Annotated in this window: 20 protein-coding genes; 11 read left to right on the top strand and 9 right to left on the bottom strand. The window is 70.4% G+C overall.

All coding sequences use genetic code 11. The annotated features are described in order from the left end of the window. Window positions 1-205: 205 nt before the first annotated feature. A complete protein-coding gene (gene xseA, locus ACTJJ4_RS05760; protein ID WP_440942399.1) occupies window positions 206-1,483 on the bottom strand; it encodes an exodeoxyribonuclease VII large subunit in 1,278 nt (425 codons plus the stop codon). A 157-nt stretch (window positions 1,484-1,640) separates the two neighbouring features. On the opposite strand from xseA, the gene ACTJJ4_RS05755 reads away from it, so the two are divergent. The 3 genes from ACTJJ4_RS05755 (at window position 1,641) to ACTJJ4_RS05745 (ending at window position 4,530) form a co-directional block, all read left to right on the top strand. Then, the gene (locus tag ACTJJ4_RS05755; protein ID WP_440942826.1) at window positions 1,641-2,612 is read left to right on the top strand and encodes a 4-hydroxy-3-methylbut-2-enyl diphosphate reductase; all 972 of its coding nucleotides are present in this window, start codon (window positions 1,641-1,643) and stop codon (window positions 2,610-2,612) included. Window positions 2,613-2,703: 91 nt separating this feature from the next. Continuing rightward, window positions 2,704-3,243 (top strand): DUF6264 family protein, encoded by a 540-nt coding sequence (locus ACTJJ4_RS05750; protein WP_440942398.1) that lies wholly within the window; start codon window positions 2,704-2,706, stop codon window positions 3,241-3,243. Between the two features lie 24 nt (window positions 3,244-3,267). Then, complete coding sequence (locus ACTJJ4_RS05745) at window positions 3,268-4,530, top strand: hypothetical protein (protein WP_440942397.1); 1,263 nt, start codon at window positions 3,268-3,270, stop codon at window positions 4,528-4,530. A gap of 66 nt (window positions 4,531-4,596) precedes the next feature. On the opposite strand, the gene ACTJJ4_RS05740 is transcribed toward ACTJJ4_RS05745, so the two are convergent. Both ACTJJ4_RS05740 and ACTJJ4_RS05735 read right to left on the bottom strand, forming a co-directional pair. Further along, window positions 4,597-5,199, bottom strand: coding sequence for a DUF4822 domain-containing protein (locus ACTJJ4_RS05740; protein ID WP_440942396.1), 603 nt, complete (start codon window positions 5,197-5,199; stop codon window positions 4,597-4,599). A 106-nt stretch (window positions 5,200-5,305) separates the two neighbouring features. Next, a complete protein-coding gene (locus ACTJJ4_RS05735) occupies window positions 5,306-5,797 on the bottom strand; it encodes a hypothetical protein (protein ID WP_440942395.1) in 492 nt (163 codons plus the stop codon). A 47-nt stretch (window positions 5,798-5,844) separates the two neighbouring features. Here ACTJJ4_RS05735 and ACTJJ4_RS05730 point away from each other — a divergent pair, with 47 nt between their 5' ends. The 3 genes from ACTJJ4_RS05730 to ACTJJ4_RS05720 all read left to right on the top strand — a co-directional run bounded on the left by ACTJJ4_RS05730 (window position 5,845) and on the right by ACTJJ4_RS05720 (window position 7,662). Beyond that, the gene (locus ACTJJ4_RS05730) at window positions 5,845-6,402 is read left to right on the top strand and encodes a sigma-70 family RNA polymerase sigma factor (RefSeq protein WP_440942394.1); all 558 of its coding nucleotides are present in this window, start codon (window positions 5,845-5,847) and stop codon (window positions 6,400-6,402) included. Further along, on the top strand, window positions 6,399-7,055 hold the full coding sequence (locus ACTJJ4_RS05725) for a zf-HC2 domain-containing protein (RefSeq protein WP_440942393.1): 657 nt from the start codon (window positions 6,399-6,401) through the stop codon (window positions 7,053-7,055). The genes ACTJJ4_RS05730 and ACTJJ4_RS05725 overlap by 4 nt, the downstream gene beginning before the upstream one ends. 76 nt (window positions 7,056-7,131) lie before the next feature. Further along, window positions 7,132-7,662, top strand: coding sequence for a COG4315 family predicted lipoprotein (locus tag ACTJJ4_RS05720; protein ID WP_440942392.1), 531 nt, complete (start codon window positions 7,132-7,134; stop codon window positions 7,660-7,662). An 85-nt stretch (window positions 7,663-7,747) separates the two neighbouring features. On the opposite strand, the gene fbaA is transcribed toward ACTJJ4_RS05720, so the two are convergent. Then, on the bottom strand, window positions 7,748-8,776 hold the full coding sequence (fbaA, locus tag ACTJJ4_RS05715; RefSeq protein WP_440942391.1) for a class II fructose-bisphosphate aldolase: 1,029 nt from the start codon (window positions 8,774-8,776) through the stop codon (window positions 7,748-7,750). A gap of 183 nt (window positions 8,777-8,959) precedes the next feature. On the opposite strand from fbaA, the gene glpX reads away from it, so the two are divergent. Next, window positions 8,960-9,946, top strand: coding sequence for a class II fructose-bisphosphatase (gene glpX / locus ACTJJ4_RS05710; RefSeq protein WP_440942390.1), 987 nt, complete (start codon window positions 8,960-8,962; stop codon window positions 9,944-9,946). 127 nt (window positions 9,947-10,073) lie between these two features. Next, window positions 10,074-10,352, top strand: a complete 279-nt coding sequence (locus ACTJJ4_RS05705) for a hypothetical protein (protein WP_292701479.1) — start codon at window positions 10,074-10,076, stop codon at window positions 10,350-10,352. Between the two features lie 78 nt (window positions 10,353-10,430). On the opposite strand, the gene ACTJJ4_RS05700 is transcribed toward ACTJJ4_RS05705, so the two are convergent. Next, window positions 10,431-11,024: a 3'-5' exonuclease gene (locus ACTJJ4_RS05700; protein ID WP_440942389.1), complete on the bottom strand. Its 594-nt coding sequence runs from the start codon at window positions 11,022-11,024 to the stop codon at window positions 10,431-10,433. 60 nt (window positions 11,025-11,084) lie between these two features. Here ACTJJ4_RS05700 and ACTJJ4_RS05695 point away from each other — a divergent pair, with 60 nt between their 5' ends. Further along, window positions 11,085-11,828 carry a class I SAM-dependent methyltransferase gene (locus tag ACTJJ4_RS05695; protein ID WP_440942388.1) on the top strand — a complete coding sequence of 248 codons (744 nt, stop codon included), beginning with the start codon at window positions 11,085-11,087 and terminating at the stop codon, window positions 11,826-11,828. Continuing rightward, window positions 11,821-12,531 carry an HAD family hydrolase gene (locus tag ACTJJ4_RS05690; protein WP_440942387.1) on the top strand — a complete coding sequence of 237 codons (711 nt, stop codon included), beginning with the start codon at window positions 11,821-11,823 and terminating at the stop codon, window positions 12,529-12,531. Before ACTJJ4_RS05695 ends, ACTJJ4_RS05690 begins: the two co-directional genes overlap by 8 nt. A 19-nt stretch (window positions 12,532-12,550) precedes the next feature. Here ACTJJ4_RS05690 and ACTJJ4_RS05685 read toward each other — a convergent pair whose 3' ends face one another. From ACTJJ4_RS05685 to ACTJJ4_RS05670, 4 genes are read right to left on the bottom strand one after another with little or no spacing between them, the layout of a single operon-like run. Continuing rightward, complete coding sequence (locus ACTJJ4_RS05685; RefSeq protein WP_440942386.1) at window positions 12,551-13,075, bottom strand: hypothetical protein; 525 nt, start codon at window positions 13,073-13,075, stop codon at window positions 12,551-12,553. Between the two features lie 23 nt (window positions 13,076-13,098). Next, the gene (locus tag ACTJJ4_RS05680) at window positions 13,099-14,877 is read right to left on the bottom strand and encodes an alpha/beta hydrolase (RefSeq protein ID WP_440942385.1); all 1,779 of its coding nucleotides are present in this window, start codon (window positions 14,875-14,877) and stop codon (window positions 13,099-13,101) included. Continuing rightward, the gene (locus tag ACTJJ4_RS05675; protein WP_440942384.1) at window positions 14,874-15,176 is read right to left on the bottom strand and encodes a hypothetical protein; all 303 of its coding nucleotides are present in this window, start codon (window positions 15,174-15,176) and stop codon (window positions 14,874-14,876) included. The genes ACTJJ4_RS05680 and ACTJJ4_RS05675 overlap by 4 nt, the downstream gene beginning before the upstream one ends. Continuing rightward, a complete protein-coding gene (locus ACTJJ4_RS05670) occupies window positions 15,173-15,709 on the bottom strand; it encodes a hypothetical protein (protein ID WP_440942383.1) in 537 nt (178 codons plus the stop codon). Before ACTJJ4_RS05670 ends, ACTJJ4_RS05675 begins: the two co-directional genes overlap by 4 nt. A 115-nt stretch (window positions 15,710-15,824) precedes the next feature. On the opposite strand from ACTJJ4_RS05670, the gene ACTJJ4_RS05665 reads away from it, so the two are divergent. After that, on the top strand, window positions 15,825-16,484 hold the full coding sequence (locus ACTJJ4_RS05665; RefSeq protein ID WP_440942382.1) for a Type 1 glutamine amidotransferase-like domain-containing protein: 660 nt from the start codon (window positions 15,825-15,827) through the stop codon (window positions 16,482-16,484). Window positions 16,485-16,507 lie beyond the last annotated feature (23 nt).

Here is a 16,507-nt window from a genome sequence, read left to right as displayed (position 1 = left end):
GCGAAAACGTCCGCAATCTGGCGTGTCGGCCCCCGAAGTGGCACGGCCGGATGCGGGGGCCGGATGCGGGCGCATGCCGGGTGGGACGGATGCCGGGATGGGACGGATACGAGGCCGGACGGATGCCGGGGTGTACAGACACCGGCGTGGGTGAACACCGGGATGCGCGGACCCCGGCGGACGAACACCGCGGAGAGGAGTGCGGTCAGCCCGCCTCGGGGATCTCGCCCTCGGAGCGGGCGCGCAGCGAGCCGCGGTCGACGGTCACCGTCAGTGGCGTGCCGGCCGGGGCATCCGCGGCGTCGCGGACGATGCGCCCGTCGTCGAGGTGCACGATCCCGTAGCCGCGAGCCAGCGTCGCCGCGGGGGAGAGGGCCCGCAGCGATGCGCGCAGCTCGGCGGTGGTGCGCTGGGCGGTGTCCAGACGCCGGGTGAGAGTGTCGCGGCCGCGGGAGGCCAGCAGCCACACCTCCTGGGCGCGGTCGTCGATGATCGGATCGGGCGTGCGCAGCACGGGCCGCGAGCGGAGCTGCTCGAGCTGGGCGATGTCATGCGAGATCCGCTGAGTCAGGCGGCTGGTGGCGCGGGCGCGCAGCTGGGCGATCAGCGCGCGCTGCTCGCCCACGTCCGGGACGACGCGCTTCGCGGCATCCGTCGGAGTCGATGCCCGCAGGTCGGCGACGTCGTCGAGCAGGGGATGGTCGTTCTCGTGCCCGATGGCGCTGACGACGGGAGTGGATGCTGCGGCCACAGCGCGCACGAGTCGCTCGTCGCTGAAGCCGAGCAGCGTCTGCGGGTCGCCGCCACCGCGCGCGATGATGATCACGTCGACCTCGGGGTCGGCATCCAGCCGCTTCAGCGCGGCGAGCACCTCGGGTACGCTGCGGTCGCCCTGCACGGCGACATGCGCGGTGCGGAAATGCACCTGCGGCCAGCGCAGCTCGGCGTTGCGCAGCACGTCCTTCTCGGCATCCGACTTCTCGCCGGTGATCAGGCCGATGCAGTGCGGAAGGAACGGGAGCCCCTTCTTGCGGCTCGCGTCGAACAGCCCTTCCTGGCGCAGCTGCGCACGCAGCTTCTCCAGGCGCTCCAGCTGGTCGCCCAGGCCGACGTGCTTCATGGCCGAGACGATGAAGCTGAAGTCCCCGCCCTTGACGAAGTAGTCCGCCTTCACCGCGGCGACGACATGATCGCCGACGGCGAGGTCGGCGGGGATGCGCGCGCGCACGCTCGACCACACGCGGACGGAGATCTGCGCGTCCGAGCGCACGTCCTTCAGCCGCGCGAAGACGTTCCCCGCGCGCAGGTTCCACGAGGTGATCTCGCCTTCCACCCACACCGTGTTCCACCGCGCGATGAAGTCGCGGATCGTCCCGTTCAGCCGCGCGACCGATGTCGGGGCATCCGGCGTCGAGTCGCGCGGAGCGACCGAATCCGCGGGCGGCGGCTCGCCGGGGAGCGCGGCGGCTTCGAAGACGGTCATGCCTCCATTGTCCCGGATACCGCCGACACGGCCCTTCATCAGGCGCCCTCGGTAGACTTCAAGGGTGAGTGCAACCATCGTCAGGCTTCCCGAGCCCCCGCGCCCAGCCCGTCGATCGGCGCCCCTCCAGGACCGTCCCGTCGACGGCGCGAAGCGCGTGCTGCTGGCAGCCCCGCGCGGCTACTGCGCGGGCGTCGACCGGGCCGTCGTGGCGGTCGAGAAGGCTCTGGAGCGCTACGGCTCGCCGGTGTACGTGCGCAAGCAGATCGTGCACAACATCCACGTCGTGACCGAGCTCGAGAAGAAGGGCGCGATCTTCGTCGACGAGGTCGACGAGGTGCCGGAGGGCGCCCACGTCGTCTTCAGCGCGCACGGTGTCGCGCCCGCGGTGGTAAACGCGGCATCCGACCGCGGCCTGCACGCGATCGACGCGACCTGCCCGCTGGTGACCAAGGTGCACCGCGAAGCAGTGCGCTTCGCGCGGGACGACTTCGAGATCCTGCTCATCGGCCACGACGGCCACGAGGAGGTCGAGGGCACCGCGGGCGAGGCTCCCGACCACGTGACCATCGTGAACTCCCCGGACGAGGCGGACACCGTCGTCGTCAAGGATCCGAGCAAGGTGGTCTGGCTGTCGCAGACCACGCTGTCCGTCGACGAGACCATGGAGACGGTCAACCGGCTCCGCACCCGCTTCCCTGAGCTGCACAATCCGCCGTCCGACGACATCTGCTACGCCACGCAGAACCGTCAGGTGGCGATCAAGAAGGTCGCGAAGGACGCCGACCTGGTGATCGTGGTCGGCTCCGCCAACTCGTCCAACAGCGTCCGCCTGGTCGAGGTCGCCCTCGAGCACGGTGCGAAGGCCGCCTACCGCGTGGACTACGCCGACGAAGTGAAGCAGGAATGGCTCGACGGCGTGCGCACGGTCGGCGTCACCAGCGGAGCATCGGTGCCCGAGGTGCTCGTCCGCGAGGTGCTCGAGGCGCTCAGCGAGGCGGGCTACGGCGATGTCGAAGAGGTGCGCACGGCCGAGGAGGACCTGATGTTCTCGCTCCCCAAGGAGCTGCGTCAGGATGCCGCGGGCAAGCGCGACGAGCGCGCCCTGGGCGGACGCTCGGGGCACTGACGTCGCCGGGCCTCGCTCCCGCGCGGTCACCGTCCCGCCCGACGGCGGCGTTCACATCCCCGCCCAAGGCCCGGGCGGTAGCGTGGATGCCATGAGTGTCGATCGGCCGCAGTACGGCGAATACGCAACGCCCGAGGAGCAGCGTGCGCGCGCGGGCCTGCCGCCCGTGGAGCAGATGCCGACGGCATCCGCTCCGGCACCCGCCCCGCCCGTGCCGCAGCAGTCGGCGGCGCCCGTCGCCCCGGGCGCGCGTCCCGCGAGCCGGGCCCAGGTGCTGATCACCGCCGTGCTGCTGGGTGTCGGCGTGGTGAACGTGCTCTCGTCGATCCCGCAGTTCCTCGACCTCTCCGCCACGCTCCAGCAGACCCTGGAGGTGCTGGGCGGGGAGGGCACCTTCTCCAACTTCGCGGTCGCCAGGACCTGGGGCGTCATCGCGGTGCTCGTGCTGGTGGCGGGCTACGCGGCCACGGTGTGGCTCTCGGTGCGCCGGATCCGGCGCAGCCGCTCGTCGTGGTGGGTGCCGCTGGTGGGCTTCGCGGTCACCATGGTCGCCGTGTCGATCTGCGTCTCGGTGCCGATGTTCGGCGATCCCGCGTTCACGCAGAGTCTTCTCACGCCGCCCGCGGGGTAGCACCGGGCCGGGTAGCCTCGAGAGGTGTCAGCAGAGCAGATCGCGTTCCAGATCACGTTCGCCTCGATCGACTCCGGTGACGGATCGGATCCGCTCGAGAGCACCGAGCGGATGCTGCGCGAGGAGCGGGTCCTCGCCGCCGTCCGCGGTTCTGAGGGCAGCACGGCGACCGTGCTGCTCCCGATCACCGAGGACGCCGACGTCGTCGCCCTGGACGACGGCGGTCTGCTGCGCTTCGACCTCAGCGCTGCGCGCCTCGGTGCGCTGTTCGCCGCTCAGGGGCTGACGCTGCGCCTCGGTCTCGCCGACGACGCGCCGGATGCCGCCGAAGACGCACTGGGGCAGGTCGACGCCGAGCTGGAGCAGGAGTTCGGCGAGGCGTTCGAGCAGCTCGACGATGCCGTCGACGACCTGCCCGGATTCGGGATGCCGGACGCCGGCGACGAGGGTGCGTTCGCACCGGACCTCGTCCGCGTCGCGGAGTTCTCCCGTCGCGGGCCGTGGGCCGCGCGTCTGACCGCGCAGTTGCTGGACACCCGGGTCGACTACCTGGAGGACAGCGCCTGGTCGGTGTACCGGTACCGCACCGATCGCGCACACGGCGCGATCGCGGGCGGCAGGTCCGACGGCCCCGTCATCGAGGTCAACGTCCCACCCCTGGGCGAGGCGTGGGTGGAGGTCAGCGGTACGCACGGCCGGGCCGCGATGTTCTGGCCGAACGCGGAGCGTCTCACCCGGCCCGTCCTCGACTTCGACACGATCTCCGTGCCGGAGAGCGCCGCGCTGTACCGCCGGATGCTGGAAGGGATCGACGGCGCAGGCGATGAGCTCGCCGAGCTCGACCTGGGGAGCGCGGTCGATGCGGCTGCCGTGCGCCGGGCCTGCCTGCCCGAGGCGCTCGGCGGGGTCGTGGGGCCGGATGCCAGGGTGCGCGCGCTCGTGCTCGCCTTCGGCGTTCCGCACTCGCTCGTCGCGGCTGGACTGGAGGACACCGCCCTCGGTCGTCGTTTCGCGCCGCAGGGCTGGCCGCGCACGGCGGGCGACGTCGTGATGGGCGGCCTCGTGGAGTTCGCCTCACTGACGGACCGCGGCCGGCCCGCAGTGCGGTTCGCCCGCTTCCTGCGCAAGCGCCCTCTGCTCGGAGCGGCGCTGAGCACGGCGGAGCTGGCACTGGGCGTCGCTCTCGGGCGGGGGCGCTCCCGGGTCACGCGGGGTCTCGGCATCCTGCTCGCGATCGATGCGCTCGCCGATCTCGTGATCTGGACCGTCCGCATCCGCCGGCGCTGAGCGCTCATACGGATGAGCCCGGTCGACGCCAGGGGACCGGGCTCATCATCGCTGGATCGGTGCGGATCAGCGGGCGTTGCCGTTGTTGAAGTGGTACTCGCCGCTGCCGTTGATGCCGTGGCTGCCGTGCGCGCCGGGGCCGCGGCCGTCGGTGCCGGGCTCGACGTGGTTGGTCTTGGTGTGCACGATGTCGTAGTAGACCGACGTGTCGGCGGCGTTCGGGAACACGCGGTAGGTGAAGACGTTCTTGGTCAGCTCGGTGATCGGCACGACGCGCTGGAACAGCACGTTGCCGTTCGCGTCCTTCGCGTTGATCCAGCGCGACGAGCCATCTGCGGCGACGGTCCAGTCGCCGTGCAGCTTCGGGCTGTTGTCGAGGTTGTACATCGTGTACGTGCCGTCGGCCTTGAAGTACGCCCAGCCGACGAAGCTCGCGACGGCCGGGTTGTCGAGGCCGACGCGGTTGCCGTCCTGGTCGAGCGCGCTCGTGGTCTTCCACGGCGTCGACGCGAGGGTCTCGGACGGGGTCAGGTTCTTCCACGAGGCGGATGCGGCGGCCGGGGCAGGAGCAGCGGCGGCTGCCGTGGTGGGGACGACGGCGATCGCGGCGAGCGCGATGGTCGATGCGGCGATGAGGGAGCGGCGGGAGATCCGGGAGGTGATGTTCATGTCTTCAACGCTACGAATCGGCGTCGAGCCATGACATCGTCCGATCGGCTATTCCTGGGCGCGCCGATGGGGTGAGCTCGGCGTGGATCGCTCAGGCATCCGGCGGTCAGACCGCACCCCACACCGCGCGCGCCCCGGCGTCTCCCGTCAGCACCGTGACGACGACGGTCCCGGCGGCGGCGACGAGGGCCGCGGCGATGATCGCGACAGCGAGGATGCGGCTCATCCGCGGTCTCGTGCGGCGCAGCCGCGGCAGCATCCGATCACCCATCGCGACGGCGACGGACGCGATCAGCAGGGCGATCGTCCACGGGATCAGCATCAGGCCGAGAGCCTCGTGGTGCAGGATCGCGGGGGTGTAGCCGACGGTCGAGGCGAGCGACTGCCCTGCCAGCACGGTCACCGGCACCAGCGCCGCGACTCCCAGCGCCGCGATCGGCGGCGCCCACCCGAGCCGCCGGCGTGCGGCCGGCCACACCGCGACCAGCGCCGCCGCGAGTGCGGTGAGGGGCGTGAGCACGACCACGGCGTGGACGAGCAGCGGATGCAGCGGCAGACCTGCTATGCGGAATCCGTCCGCGTCGGCGAAGATGTCCATACGGAGACAACGATCTCCGCGCCGATCCGGTTCATCGCGACCCGAGAATGAACCGGCGACCGTCCTGCCTCGTTCTCATCGTGAGGAGGCGATCCGTGACCGAAGAGGACGACGAGCGACTGACCGCGCTCTATGAGCTTCACGCCGGCCCGATCCGGCGGTATGTGGTGAGCATCACGGGCAACCGCGGCGGTTCAGCCGACGACGTCGTGCAGGAGACGCTGCTGCGCGCCTGGCGGACCCCGCGCATCCTGGAGCAGGACCCGACCACTTCGAGGGCATGGATGATCACCGTCGCCAGGCACATCGTGATCGACGAGGCGCGCAGCGCCCGCCGCAGGCACGAGAACCCGGTCGCGGAGGTTCCCGAGCGGGCGGCCGACGACCACACCGATCGGCTCTTCGATGCGCTGCTGATCCAGGACGCGCTCGCCGCGGTGAGCCCGGAGCACCGCGAGGTCGTGATCGCCGCGTACTACCGCGGGCGGAGCGTTCGCGAGGTGGCGGAGGAACTGGGGATCGCCGAGGGGACCGTGAAGTCCCGGATGCATTACGGACTGCGGGCCCTGCGGCTCGCACTGCAGGAGAGAGGGGTGACGAGGTGAACGCCGACCACGAGCGGTACGCCACCTGGGACGCCGCATATGCGCTGGGGGCGCTCTCGGCATCGGACCGCGCAGAGTTCGAGGAGCATCTCGCGCACTGCTCGCGGTGCCGCGAGGCCGTCGCCGAGCTCACGTCGACCGTCGTGCTGCTGTCCCAGGTGAGGCCGGAGGACGCCCAGCGGATCGCGGAGCAGGATGCCGACGGCGCGGCGCCCGTGCGTGTGCTGGCCGCCGCACGCGCCCGGCGCACCAGGCGCAGGCGGCTCACCGCCTGGGTGTTGGGGGCCGCGGCCGCGGTCGTCGTGGCCACCGTGGTGTCGGTCGCCCTGCTGATGCCCCGTCCGGCCGAGGCCGTGGCGCTGGAGCCCGTCGGGGGAGCGCCCGTCGTGGCGACGGTGGCGCTCACCACGGTGCCGTGGGGGACCAGGCTCGACGTGGTGTGCGCCTATGAGGGGTACTCGGGATGGAGCGGCACCTACGAGCTGGCGGTCACTTCGCGGGACGGCACGACCACCACCCTGTCGAACTGGAACGTGGAAGCCGGGGCCACCGCGCGGCTGTCGGCGGGAACGGGGCTGCCGGAGTCCGACATCCGGTCCGTCGAGATCCGGGATGCCACCGGGAAAGTCGTCGTGAAGCACGAGTTCGGGTGAACCATCCGCCCCGCCCGTCTCGTGTCACGGGAGCGGCCGCCATCGCGGAGGCTGATCAGACGAAAGGGACGGCACGATGTCGCACAGGGCATACGGGTACAGGGCACACGGGCGCAGGGCACTCGCCATCGGGGGCATCGCCTTCGCACTCCTTCTCGCCGGCTGCTCCGGCGGCACGGGCGGTTCCGGTGGTTCCGGCGGTTCCGGTTCCGGCGGCTACGGGGCGCCGTCGTCGCAGGCCCCGGAGCCGGCGGCATCAGGCCTGGCCGTAGCGGACAGCTCGCTCGGGAAGATCGTGGTCGACGGCGACGGCATGACCGCCTACATGTTCGACAAGGACACTCAGGGCACGAAGACCAGCGCCTGCACCGGCGAGTGCCTGGCGAAGTGGCCGCCGATCCTGTCCGACTCCACGACGCCGAAGGCCGACGGCGTCACGGGCACGCTCGCCACGATCGACACCCCCGACGGCAAGCACCAGGTCACGCTGGACGGCTGGCCGCTGTACACCTTCGCGGGCGACGCGGCGAAGGGCGACGTGAACGGTCAGGGCGTCGGCGGCATCTGGTGGGTGCTCTCGCCCGCGGGCGAGAAGATCGGCGGCTGACCGGCGCGGAACGACGGATGCCCCGGATCGAGGACGATCTGGGGCATCCGCTCTGACGGGTTCGGCGACCCGCCGGCTCTCGTCGTCAGCTCTTGGACTGACCGTACGAGCCGAGCTGGCGGGTGGACTCGATCACGCGGGCCGCCATCGCGGTCTCGGCGATCTTGCCCCAGGCGCGCGGGTCGTACTGCTTCTTGTTGCCGACCTCGCCGTCCACCTTGAGCACGCCGTCGTAGTTCTTGAACATGTAGTCGGCGATCGCACGCGTGTACGCGTACTGGGTGTCGGTGTCGACGTTCATCTTGATGACGCCGTTGGCGACGGCCGTGGCGATCTCCTCGTCCGACGAGCCGGAGCCGCCGTGGAAGACCAGATCGAGCGGGTTCCTGCCGGTGCCGTACTTCGCGGCGACCTGAGCCTGGATGTCGCCCAGCAGCTCGGGGCGCAGCTTGACGCCGCCCGGCTTGTAGACGCCGTGCACGTTGCCGAAGGTGAGGGCGGCGATGTAGCGGCCCTGCTCGCCCAGGCCCAGCGCCTGCACGGCCTGGTCGACGTCGCCGAAGGTGGTGTAGAGCGCCTCGTTGGAGCCCTCGTGCGCGACGCCGTCCTCCTCGCCGCCGACGACGCCGATCTCCACCTCGAGGATGGCGTTGATCGCCTTCATGCGGGGCAGCAGCTCCTTGGCGATCTCGATGTTCTCAGCGAGCGGCACGGCCGAGCCGTCCCACATGTGCGATTGGAAGATCGGGTTGCGTCCGGCCTTGACCTCCTCCTCGGAGGCGGCGATGAGCGGCTCGACGAAGCCGGCCAGCGCGTCCTTCGGGCAGTGGTCGGTGTGCAGCGCCACGGTGATGGGGTAGTTCTTGGCGACCTCGGTCGCGAAGCGCGCGAAGGCGAGGGCGCCCGTGGCACGGCCCTTGACGGTGTGCCCGGCGAAGTAGTCCGCGCCACCGGTGGTGACCTGGATGATGCCGTCGGAGCCGGCCTCGGTCAGACCCTGCAGCACAGAGTTGATCGTCTGCGAGCTGGAGACGTTGAAAGCGGGGTACGCGAAGCCACCGGCCTTCGCGCGGTCGAGCATCTCTGCGTACTGTTCCGGAGTGGCGACGGGCATGGATTCTCCTGCTTCTGATGTGCGGGGGTCATGCTCACTCTATCCGCGCGGATGCCGGTTCTTCTCGGCTGTTTCGGGGCGTCGGGGCGCGGATCTTGAAGACCTGTTAAGAACGTCGAATCCTTCGTCGGGAAAACGGGAAAACTCGCCTGTTCCGCACGGCCGGATCACTAGGCTGACCGCATGGTGAGCCTTACAGCCGATCTCAGCCCGCTTCGTCCCGACCGCAACCTCGCGATGGAGCTGGTCCGCGCGACCGAAGCGGCCGCGATCCGGGCGGTGCCCTTCATCGGCCGCGGCGCCAAGGAGGCGGCCGACGGCGCCGCCGTCGACGCCATGCGCGCGTTCCTCGGCACGGTCGACTTCCGAGGCCGTGTCGTGATCGGCGAGGGCGAGAAGGACAACGCCCCGATGCTGTTCAACGGCGAGGAGGTCGGCACCGGCGTCGGCCCCGAGTGCGACATCGCGGTCGACCCGATCGACGGCACCTCCCTGACCGCGGCGGGCCGCCAGAACGCGCTGTCCGTGCTCGCGGTCTCCGACCGGGGCTCGATGCTCGACGCCTCCAGCGTCTTCTACATGGACAAGCTCGTCACGGGCCCTGCGGGCGTCGGCGTCGTCGACATCCGACTGCCCATCGGCGAGAACATCCGCCGCCTCGCCAAGGCGCTCGACAAGCCGGTCGAGGAGATGGTCGTCTCGGTGCTGCACCGGCCGCGTCACGAGCAGCTGATCCGGGAGATCCGGGATGCCGGCGCCGGCACCCGGCTGATGAGCGACGGCGATGTCGCAGGAGGCATCAACGCCGCCCGTCACAACGCCCGCACCGACATGTGCGTCGGCATCGGCGGCAGCCCGGAGGGCATCGTCACCGCGTGCGCGATCAAGGCGCTCGGCGGGCACATCCAGGGCATCCTCTGGCCGCGCGACGACGAGGAGCGCCAGCGAGGCATCGACGCCGGGCTGAAGATGGACACGGTCTACGAGGCCGACGACCTCGTCAAGGGCAACAACACGATCTTCGTCGCCACGGGCGTGACCGACGGCCAGCTGGTCCGCGGCGTGCGTCGCGAAGGACGCTATCTCTACACGGAGAGCGTCGTGCTGCGCTCCGCCTCGGGCACGCTGCGACGCATCACGTCCGACCACCTCGTGTCGAAGTGGCTGTGAGCACGACGAGATAACGTTCTGACCGCGGTGGCCCGCCCATCCCGCGATTCCCAGCCGCGGCTGGCACAATGAGTGTGGATCCGGCGCCCTCAGCGCGCTGGAGTTGGTCAGAACAGGAGAGCTCGGGATGTCAGCGAGCGAGCAGTCCGAGAAGCAGAGCAGCGCTCAGCACATCACCACGAAGACCGGTCGTATCCTGCGCGTCACCGATGAGCAGCTCGCTGCAGCCGCCGCGGCGAAGGCCGCAGCCAGTGCCATTCCGGATCCGGCCCGCCGCAAGGACGTGCTTTTCCGCGTGCGTCGCGAAGAGGGCCACGAGCTCAGTTCGTGGTGGATGATCGGCGCCTTCCTGCTGACCGCGAGCATCGTCGTCGCCCTGCTGTCCGGAGTGCCCGGCGGCGCCTGATCCCGTGGGTCGCTGAGCGCCCCGCCTGCACTGAGCGAGCGTCAGCGGGACGACGTGGAGAGCCGTGCGCCAGTTCGCTCAGGCGACCGCTCGCTGCGGGGCGGATGCCAGCGGCGCGGAGAGCGGGATGCTGAGCGCGGCGCCCAGTGCGTGCACGTCCGGTGCCTCGGCCAGACGCGCGGCGTCGATCACGATCTGCGCGCAGGCCCGCGCATCCGCCAGGGCGTCGTGGTGTGGGAAATCGCCGAAGCCCGCCGCGGCCGCCGCCTTGGGGAGCCGGTAGGAGTCGAGGTCGTAGGTCTTGCGGGCCACCGCGAGCGAGCACAGCGACCGGTACGGCGGGGCGTCGATGCCCGTCGCCTCGCAGGCGCGGCGCAGCACGTTCATGTCGAAGCCGGCGTTGTGGGCGACGAGCACGTCGGCACCGGCGAACGCGCAGAGCCTGCCGATCTGCTGAACCCAGGTGGCCGCACCTGCGACGTCGTGGGCGTAGAGCCCGTGGATCCTGGTGTTCCACTCGTTGAACTCGTCGTGACCCGCAGGCGGGCGGATCAGCCAGCCGGTCTGCGCGACCACCTTCCCGTCGCGCACGCGGACGAGTCCGACGGAGCAGGCGGAGGCGGGGCTGGAGTTCGCCGTCTCGAAGTCGATCGCGGTGAAGTCCAATGGCACGCTCCCACTCTCGCGCCCACCTCGGCGCCGACGTCGCAGGCTCGCCGTAGGCTGAGCGATATGAGTGACGTGCGAGCGACTTCCTTCGGATCCGAGGCCGACACCTACGAGGCTTCGCGGCCGGACTACCCCTTCGAGGCCGTCGCCTGGATGCTGGAGAAGCTGCCGCACGGAGCGCGGAGGATCGCGGACGTGGGAGCCGGCACGGGCAAGCTCACCCGCGTGATCGCGGATGCTCCGGATGCGCAGGTCGTGGCGGTGGATCCGGATGCGGCGATGCTGGCCAAGCTGCGCGACACGGTCCCCGGCGTCCCGACGTACGTGGGCACTGCCGAGTCGCTGCCCCTGCCGGATGCGAGCCTGGACGCCGTCGTGCTGGGGCAGGCGTGGCACTGGGTGGACCCGGAGACGGCATCCGCCGAGATCGGCCGCGTCGTCCGGCCCGGCGGAACGCTCGGGCTGATCTGGAACGCGCGCGACAACCGCGTCGACTGGGTGCGCCGCTTCACCGCGGTCATGCACGCGAGCGCTGCGGAGGAGATGCTGGATGCCGGCGGCCCGACGGTCGCCGCACCGTTCGGCGAGCTGGAGACGGAGCGCTGGGAGTGGGTGCGCCCGATGACGCGCGCGCAGCTGCACCGCATGGCGGATTCGCGCAGCTATCTGATCACGGCCTCCGAGCAGGAGCGCGCGAGCATCCATGAGGGCATGGACGCTCTGTTCGACGAGCTGGGCGTCACCGGCGAGGACACCATCGATCTGCCGTACGTGACGACGGCGTTCCGGGTGCGACGCCGTGACTGAACCCATCCGCGCCGTCTTCTTCGACCTGGACGACACTCTGGTCGGAGACGGCGCCGTCGACGCCGCGCTGCTCGCCATCGACGAACTCGCCGCGCGGCATCCTGATCTCGACACGCAAGCGATGCGCACGGCGAATGCCACGGTGTGGAGCGGATGCTGGGCGTCACGGGGTGAGCAGTGGATGCGCGGCGAGCTGGAGGACGACGCGCTGACGCGAGAGGTGTGGCGGCGCACGCTTTCCGGCGCCGGTGCGGGCGCGGAGCTCGTGGATGAGGCCGTTCACCTGCATCTGGCGGCGGAGCGACGCACGTTCACCCTGTTCGACGACAGCCGCGACGTGCTGGTGGAGCTGCGTCGACGGGGCATCCCGATCGGGCTGATCACCAACGGGCCCTCGACGTTCCAGCGCGAGAAGCTGCGCACCGTCGGGATCGACGGGCTGTTCGACGTGGTCGTCGCCTCGGGGGACATCGGAGTGCTGAAGCCGGATGCCGAGATCTTCCGCCATGCGCTCGATCGGGCCGGAGCGGTCTCGACCGCTTCGCTTCACGTCGGCGACAGCTTCCCGGCCGACGTCATGGGCGCTGTCGGCGCGGGGCTCTCCGCGTTCTGGCTGAACCGTGAGCGGATCGCGGCGCCGCAGGACGGCCCCCGGCATGTCGAGGGCGACTCGCTGCGATCCGTGCTGGAGCTGGTCGGCTGACCCGCCTGCGGCGGGACGGTCAGGAGCGGGGGAGGATGTCCTTCGCGAGGTCCCGGACCTTGCTGATGTAGCCGCCGTCGGGAACCCGCACGCAGTAGTCCTTGATGGTGACGCCGAGTTGCATCTCGTCGGCGCCGTACCAGACGCCTCCGCTGGAGGCCCCGCCGGTCGCCACATCGAGTGTGATGTCGTCCCGGACGAAGCGGCCCATGGGCTTGGCGGGATCTGTCTCGACGTCGCGATAGGCATCCGTCGGCTTCCAGCCCGACGCGTCGAGCTGCTCGACCAGCGCGTCGAAGGCACCGGCGAGATCGGAACCCGCCTTCGCCGAGATGCCTGCTCGATAGGACACGCCGGGAGTGGGCTCACTCTGGCATCCGTCGACGTGGCCTTTCGCGGTCGCGTCGTCGAGACCGGCCGCGTGCAGTGAGTCGAGCACGTCTTGAGTGGCTGAGTCGATGGCCGCTGCTTTCGCTTCGAGCACCGCGCGGGGGTTCGACGGCACCGGAGAGCATCCGCTGAGGAGGAAGGCGAGAAGTCCCACAGCACCCATGATGGCCGATCTCCTCATGGGGTCAAGCCAGTCTTCGAGCGGCCGGCCTCTCCGGACGTGGGGTCACGATCCCACTCGGGGTCCACGGGGTCGCGCCACCACGGATCGTACGACTGCGACGCGCTGTTCGTGTCGTCGCCGTGACCGTCGACGATGCGGCCCAGGTTGTACAGGGATTCGCTGTCCCGGTCGTAGTACCGCGAATGGTCGTCGAAGTTCGGCCCCCATCCGCGCTGGGGTGATTCCGCTTGAAAGCGATGCGCCCCGAAATCCTCGGACGACGGATCCATGCCCAGACCGGTGTCGAAGAACTGGTCCTTGCGCACCCAGCCCTCATCCCCGAGGAACGCGACGAAGTCACGGCTGTTGCGGCCGTCGTACACATGGTCGGCGCCGACGCTGAAGTCGGATGCGTGATCTGCCGGTCCGGTCCCCGGGCTGCCGATCAGCGCGATGTCGTCGACCGCGAGACCGTGGTCCGTCGCCGCGTAGGACGTCGTCGTCGAACCGTAGCTGTGGCCGATCGCCGTCATGTGCGCCGGATCGTGAGCGCGCGACGCGCGAAGCCCGTCGACTGCGGCGGCGAGACGAGCGCCGCCGTCCGCCGCACGATCCTCCGAGGGGACCTCGCCCCACTCGAGAAGGTCACCGGCAGGTGTGTCGTAGCCGAGCCAGAACATCGTCGCCACGCTCGATCCGTCGCCGTTGAAGCGCGCGCTCTCGTACAACCGGGTCGCCTCGTCCACGCCACCTGGGGCGTCATCCATCTCGGTGCGGATGCCCGGCACCTGCACGGAGACGTCGTCTGCCGTGTCCAGGTCGCCGACGGCGATCGCCACCCGGCCGTCACCGCCGAACGCATCCGGGTCATACAGCCACAGCTGTCCACCCGGTCTGTCGTCGGTGCCGGGGACGACGTATCCGTCCGCGTGCTCCAGCGCTGTCCGCGTCGCGCGGGCGTTGGCGAGCCGTTGCTTCTCCTCGGGAAGAAGCGTGCCGTCGCGCTCCTTCATCTCCAGCTCTGCGAGATCGGCGTCGAGGCGCAGCCTGTTGGCGGCGTCGCGCGCCGAAGCCGGGAGGCCGTCGGCACTGCCGAGCTGATCCGGGTAGGCCGCGATCAGGGCATCCCGCTCCGCCTCCGTCAGGCTGTTCCACCACGCGTTCATCGCCTTGGGTCCGTCTGCGGCGGACGGCTTCCGCCCGATGGCGCCGAGCGCCAGTGCGCTGATGCCGCCGGTCGGCGAGCTCGCCTCGGCGGCGGTGTCGGCACCGGTGAAGAGCTGCACCAGGAACTGCTCGTTCTCCGTGACGCGCCGTTGCAGGTCGGTGATGTCGGTCGTGATCCCCGCACGACGGTTGGTCAGCGCGCGTGCGCGCTCCTGCAGGGCGGCGATCTCCGCCTCCGCGACTTCGCCGGCAAGGTTCACATCCGTGATGAGGTCGGCGCGCTCGCGATGGTACGAAGTGATGTCGCTGCTGATCGTGGTGTGATCGCTCTGCAGGGTCCGCAGCTGGTCGGCGAACACGTCGACACCGCGGGCGACCCGCTTGAGCGTCTCTCCCATCGGCTGGTGCTGCTGCGCGAAGTTCTTGGCGTGGTCGCCATACGCCTCAGCCGCCTTGCCTGCCCAGTACCACTTGGATTCGGCGAGGAGCAGCGCCTCCTCGGAGAACTCCGTGAGGCGAACGGCGCCGCTCAGCAGCGAGGTCGCGAGAGACTCGGAGCCTGCCGGATCGCCCTCAGGGCGGTCGACAGGGTCGATCACAGCGGGGATGTTGATCGTCGTCGTCATCCCGCACCGCCTCCGAGTGCAGCCATCCGGCGAGCGACCTCGGTGTCGAGATTCTCGTACGAGACCCCGGTCTCGCGCAGTTCGTCGGCGTACACCTCGGAGGAGGTCTTGGCCCGGAGGGCGATCTTCTCCCACGAAGCGAGGAAGGTGCGTGCGGGCCCCACGGCGACCGAGGGCAGCCCGCCGGTCGGCGCGGAGGAGAGGGACTTCATGAGCGCGCTCATCTGCGCGGCCTGCGAGCTCCAGCGCCGGTCCAGCTCACCCGGCATCACAGGGTTGTAGGTGACTCCGTCGGTCATGCTGCGGCTCCGATCAGCTCGCGGGCCCGACCGACGCCGACCGGCAGGCCGGTCGAGGTCAGACGGATGAACAGGCGGCCGTGCTCGGCGTCGAATCCGGTCAGCAGCTCTTCCGCGCCCAGTTCGCCGGCGCGGTCGGCCATGATGCGCGGTGTCCCGGTCGGCGGGATGAACAGATGCCAGCCATCCGCTGTCAGCGCACCACGTGCCTCGCGCAGGTGCTCGATACCCGCAGGCGTGCCGACGCCCGCCAGAGTCAGCGTGATGGCGTGCCGCACGGAGTCGCGCGTGGGGCCGGGAATCCACCGGGCCTCGCGTCGGGGCATGCCATGCCCGACGAGCATGCGCCACAGATCGTCGGCGTCCGTCAGCTGGAGCTGCGCGAACGGCCCTGGTGCGCGTTCAGGCAGACCCGACATGGCGGGTGCGGGCCTCTCCGGCGGCAGCAGCACGATGTCCAGGTCGGGATGCCGGCGGTGCACGACCGACCAGAACGGGTCGTTCATCTCGTCTGCGCTGACGTCGTCCGGCACGCTGGGCTCCTTTGATCGGATGGCACCACGCTAGCGGCCCGCCGGCGTCCGGGGGCAGGGGGACTAGTCCCCATCTGATCGGCCCGGTTGCCCGTCGCCGTCGTAGGCTGGCGCGATGAGACTGCTGCTCACCTCCGGTGGAGTGACGAACCCCAGCATCCGCAGGGCATTGGTGGAGATGCTCGGCAAGCCGATCGAGGATTCGACGGCGCTGTTCATCCCGACCGCCCAGTACGGGCATCCGTCGTGCACGCCCGAGGTGACCCTCCGCTCGGCGAGCAGCGACTGGTCGATGACGGCGCTCGGCTGGAAGTCCGCCGGCCTGCTCGAGCTCACCGCCCTGCCGTCGATGGAGGGGGAGCGGTGGGTCCCGTGGGTGGAGCAGGCGGACGCACTGCTCGTGGACGGCGGAGACGCGACCTATCTGGCGCACTGGATCCGGCGCTCGGGGCTGTTCACGCTCTTCCCCCGTCTGGAGCGCACCGTGTGGGTCGGCGTGAGCGCAGGGAGCATGGTGATGACGCCGCGCATCGGCGCGGAGTTCGAGCGCTGGACGTCGCCGGAGCCAGGGGAGGGGACGCTCGGCGTCGTGGACTTCTCGCTGTTCCCGCACCTCGACTACCCGGATTTCCCGGAGAACACGCTCGCGCATGCGGAGCGGTGGGCCGAGCACATCGATGGGCCGGCGTACGCGATCGACGACCAGACCGCGATCCGCGTCGTGGGGGAGGACGTCGACGTGATCTCGGAGGGGCACTGGAAGCGGTTGGAGTAGCGGCTCGCCGGTAGACTCGCATC

It is taken from the genome of Microbacterium sp. 22195 (genome assembly GCF_052056515.1).
Classification (GTDB): domain Bacteria; phylum Actinomycetota; class Actinomycetes; order Actinomycetales; family Microbacteriaceae; genus Microbacterium.
This window is presented reverse-complemented; position numbering and strand designations above follow the sequence as displayed.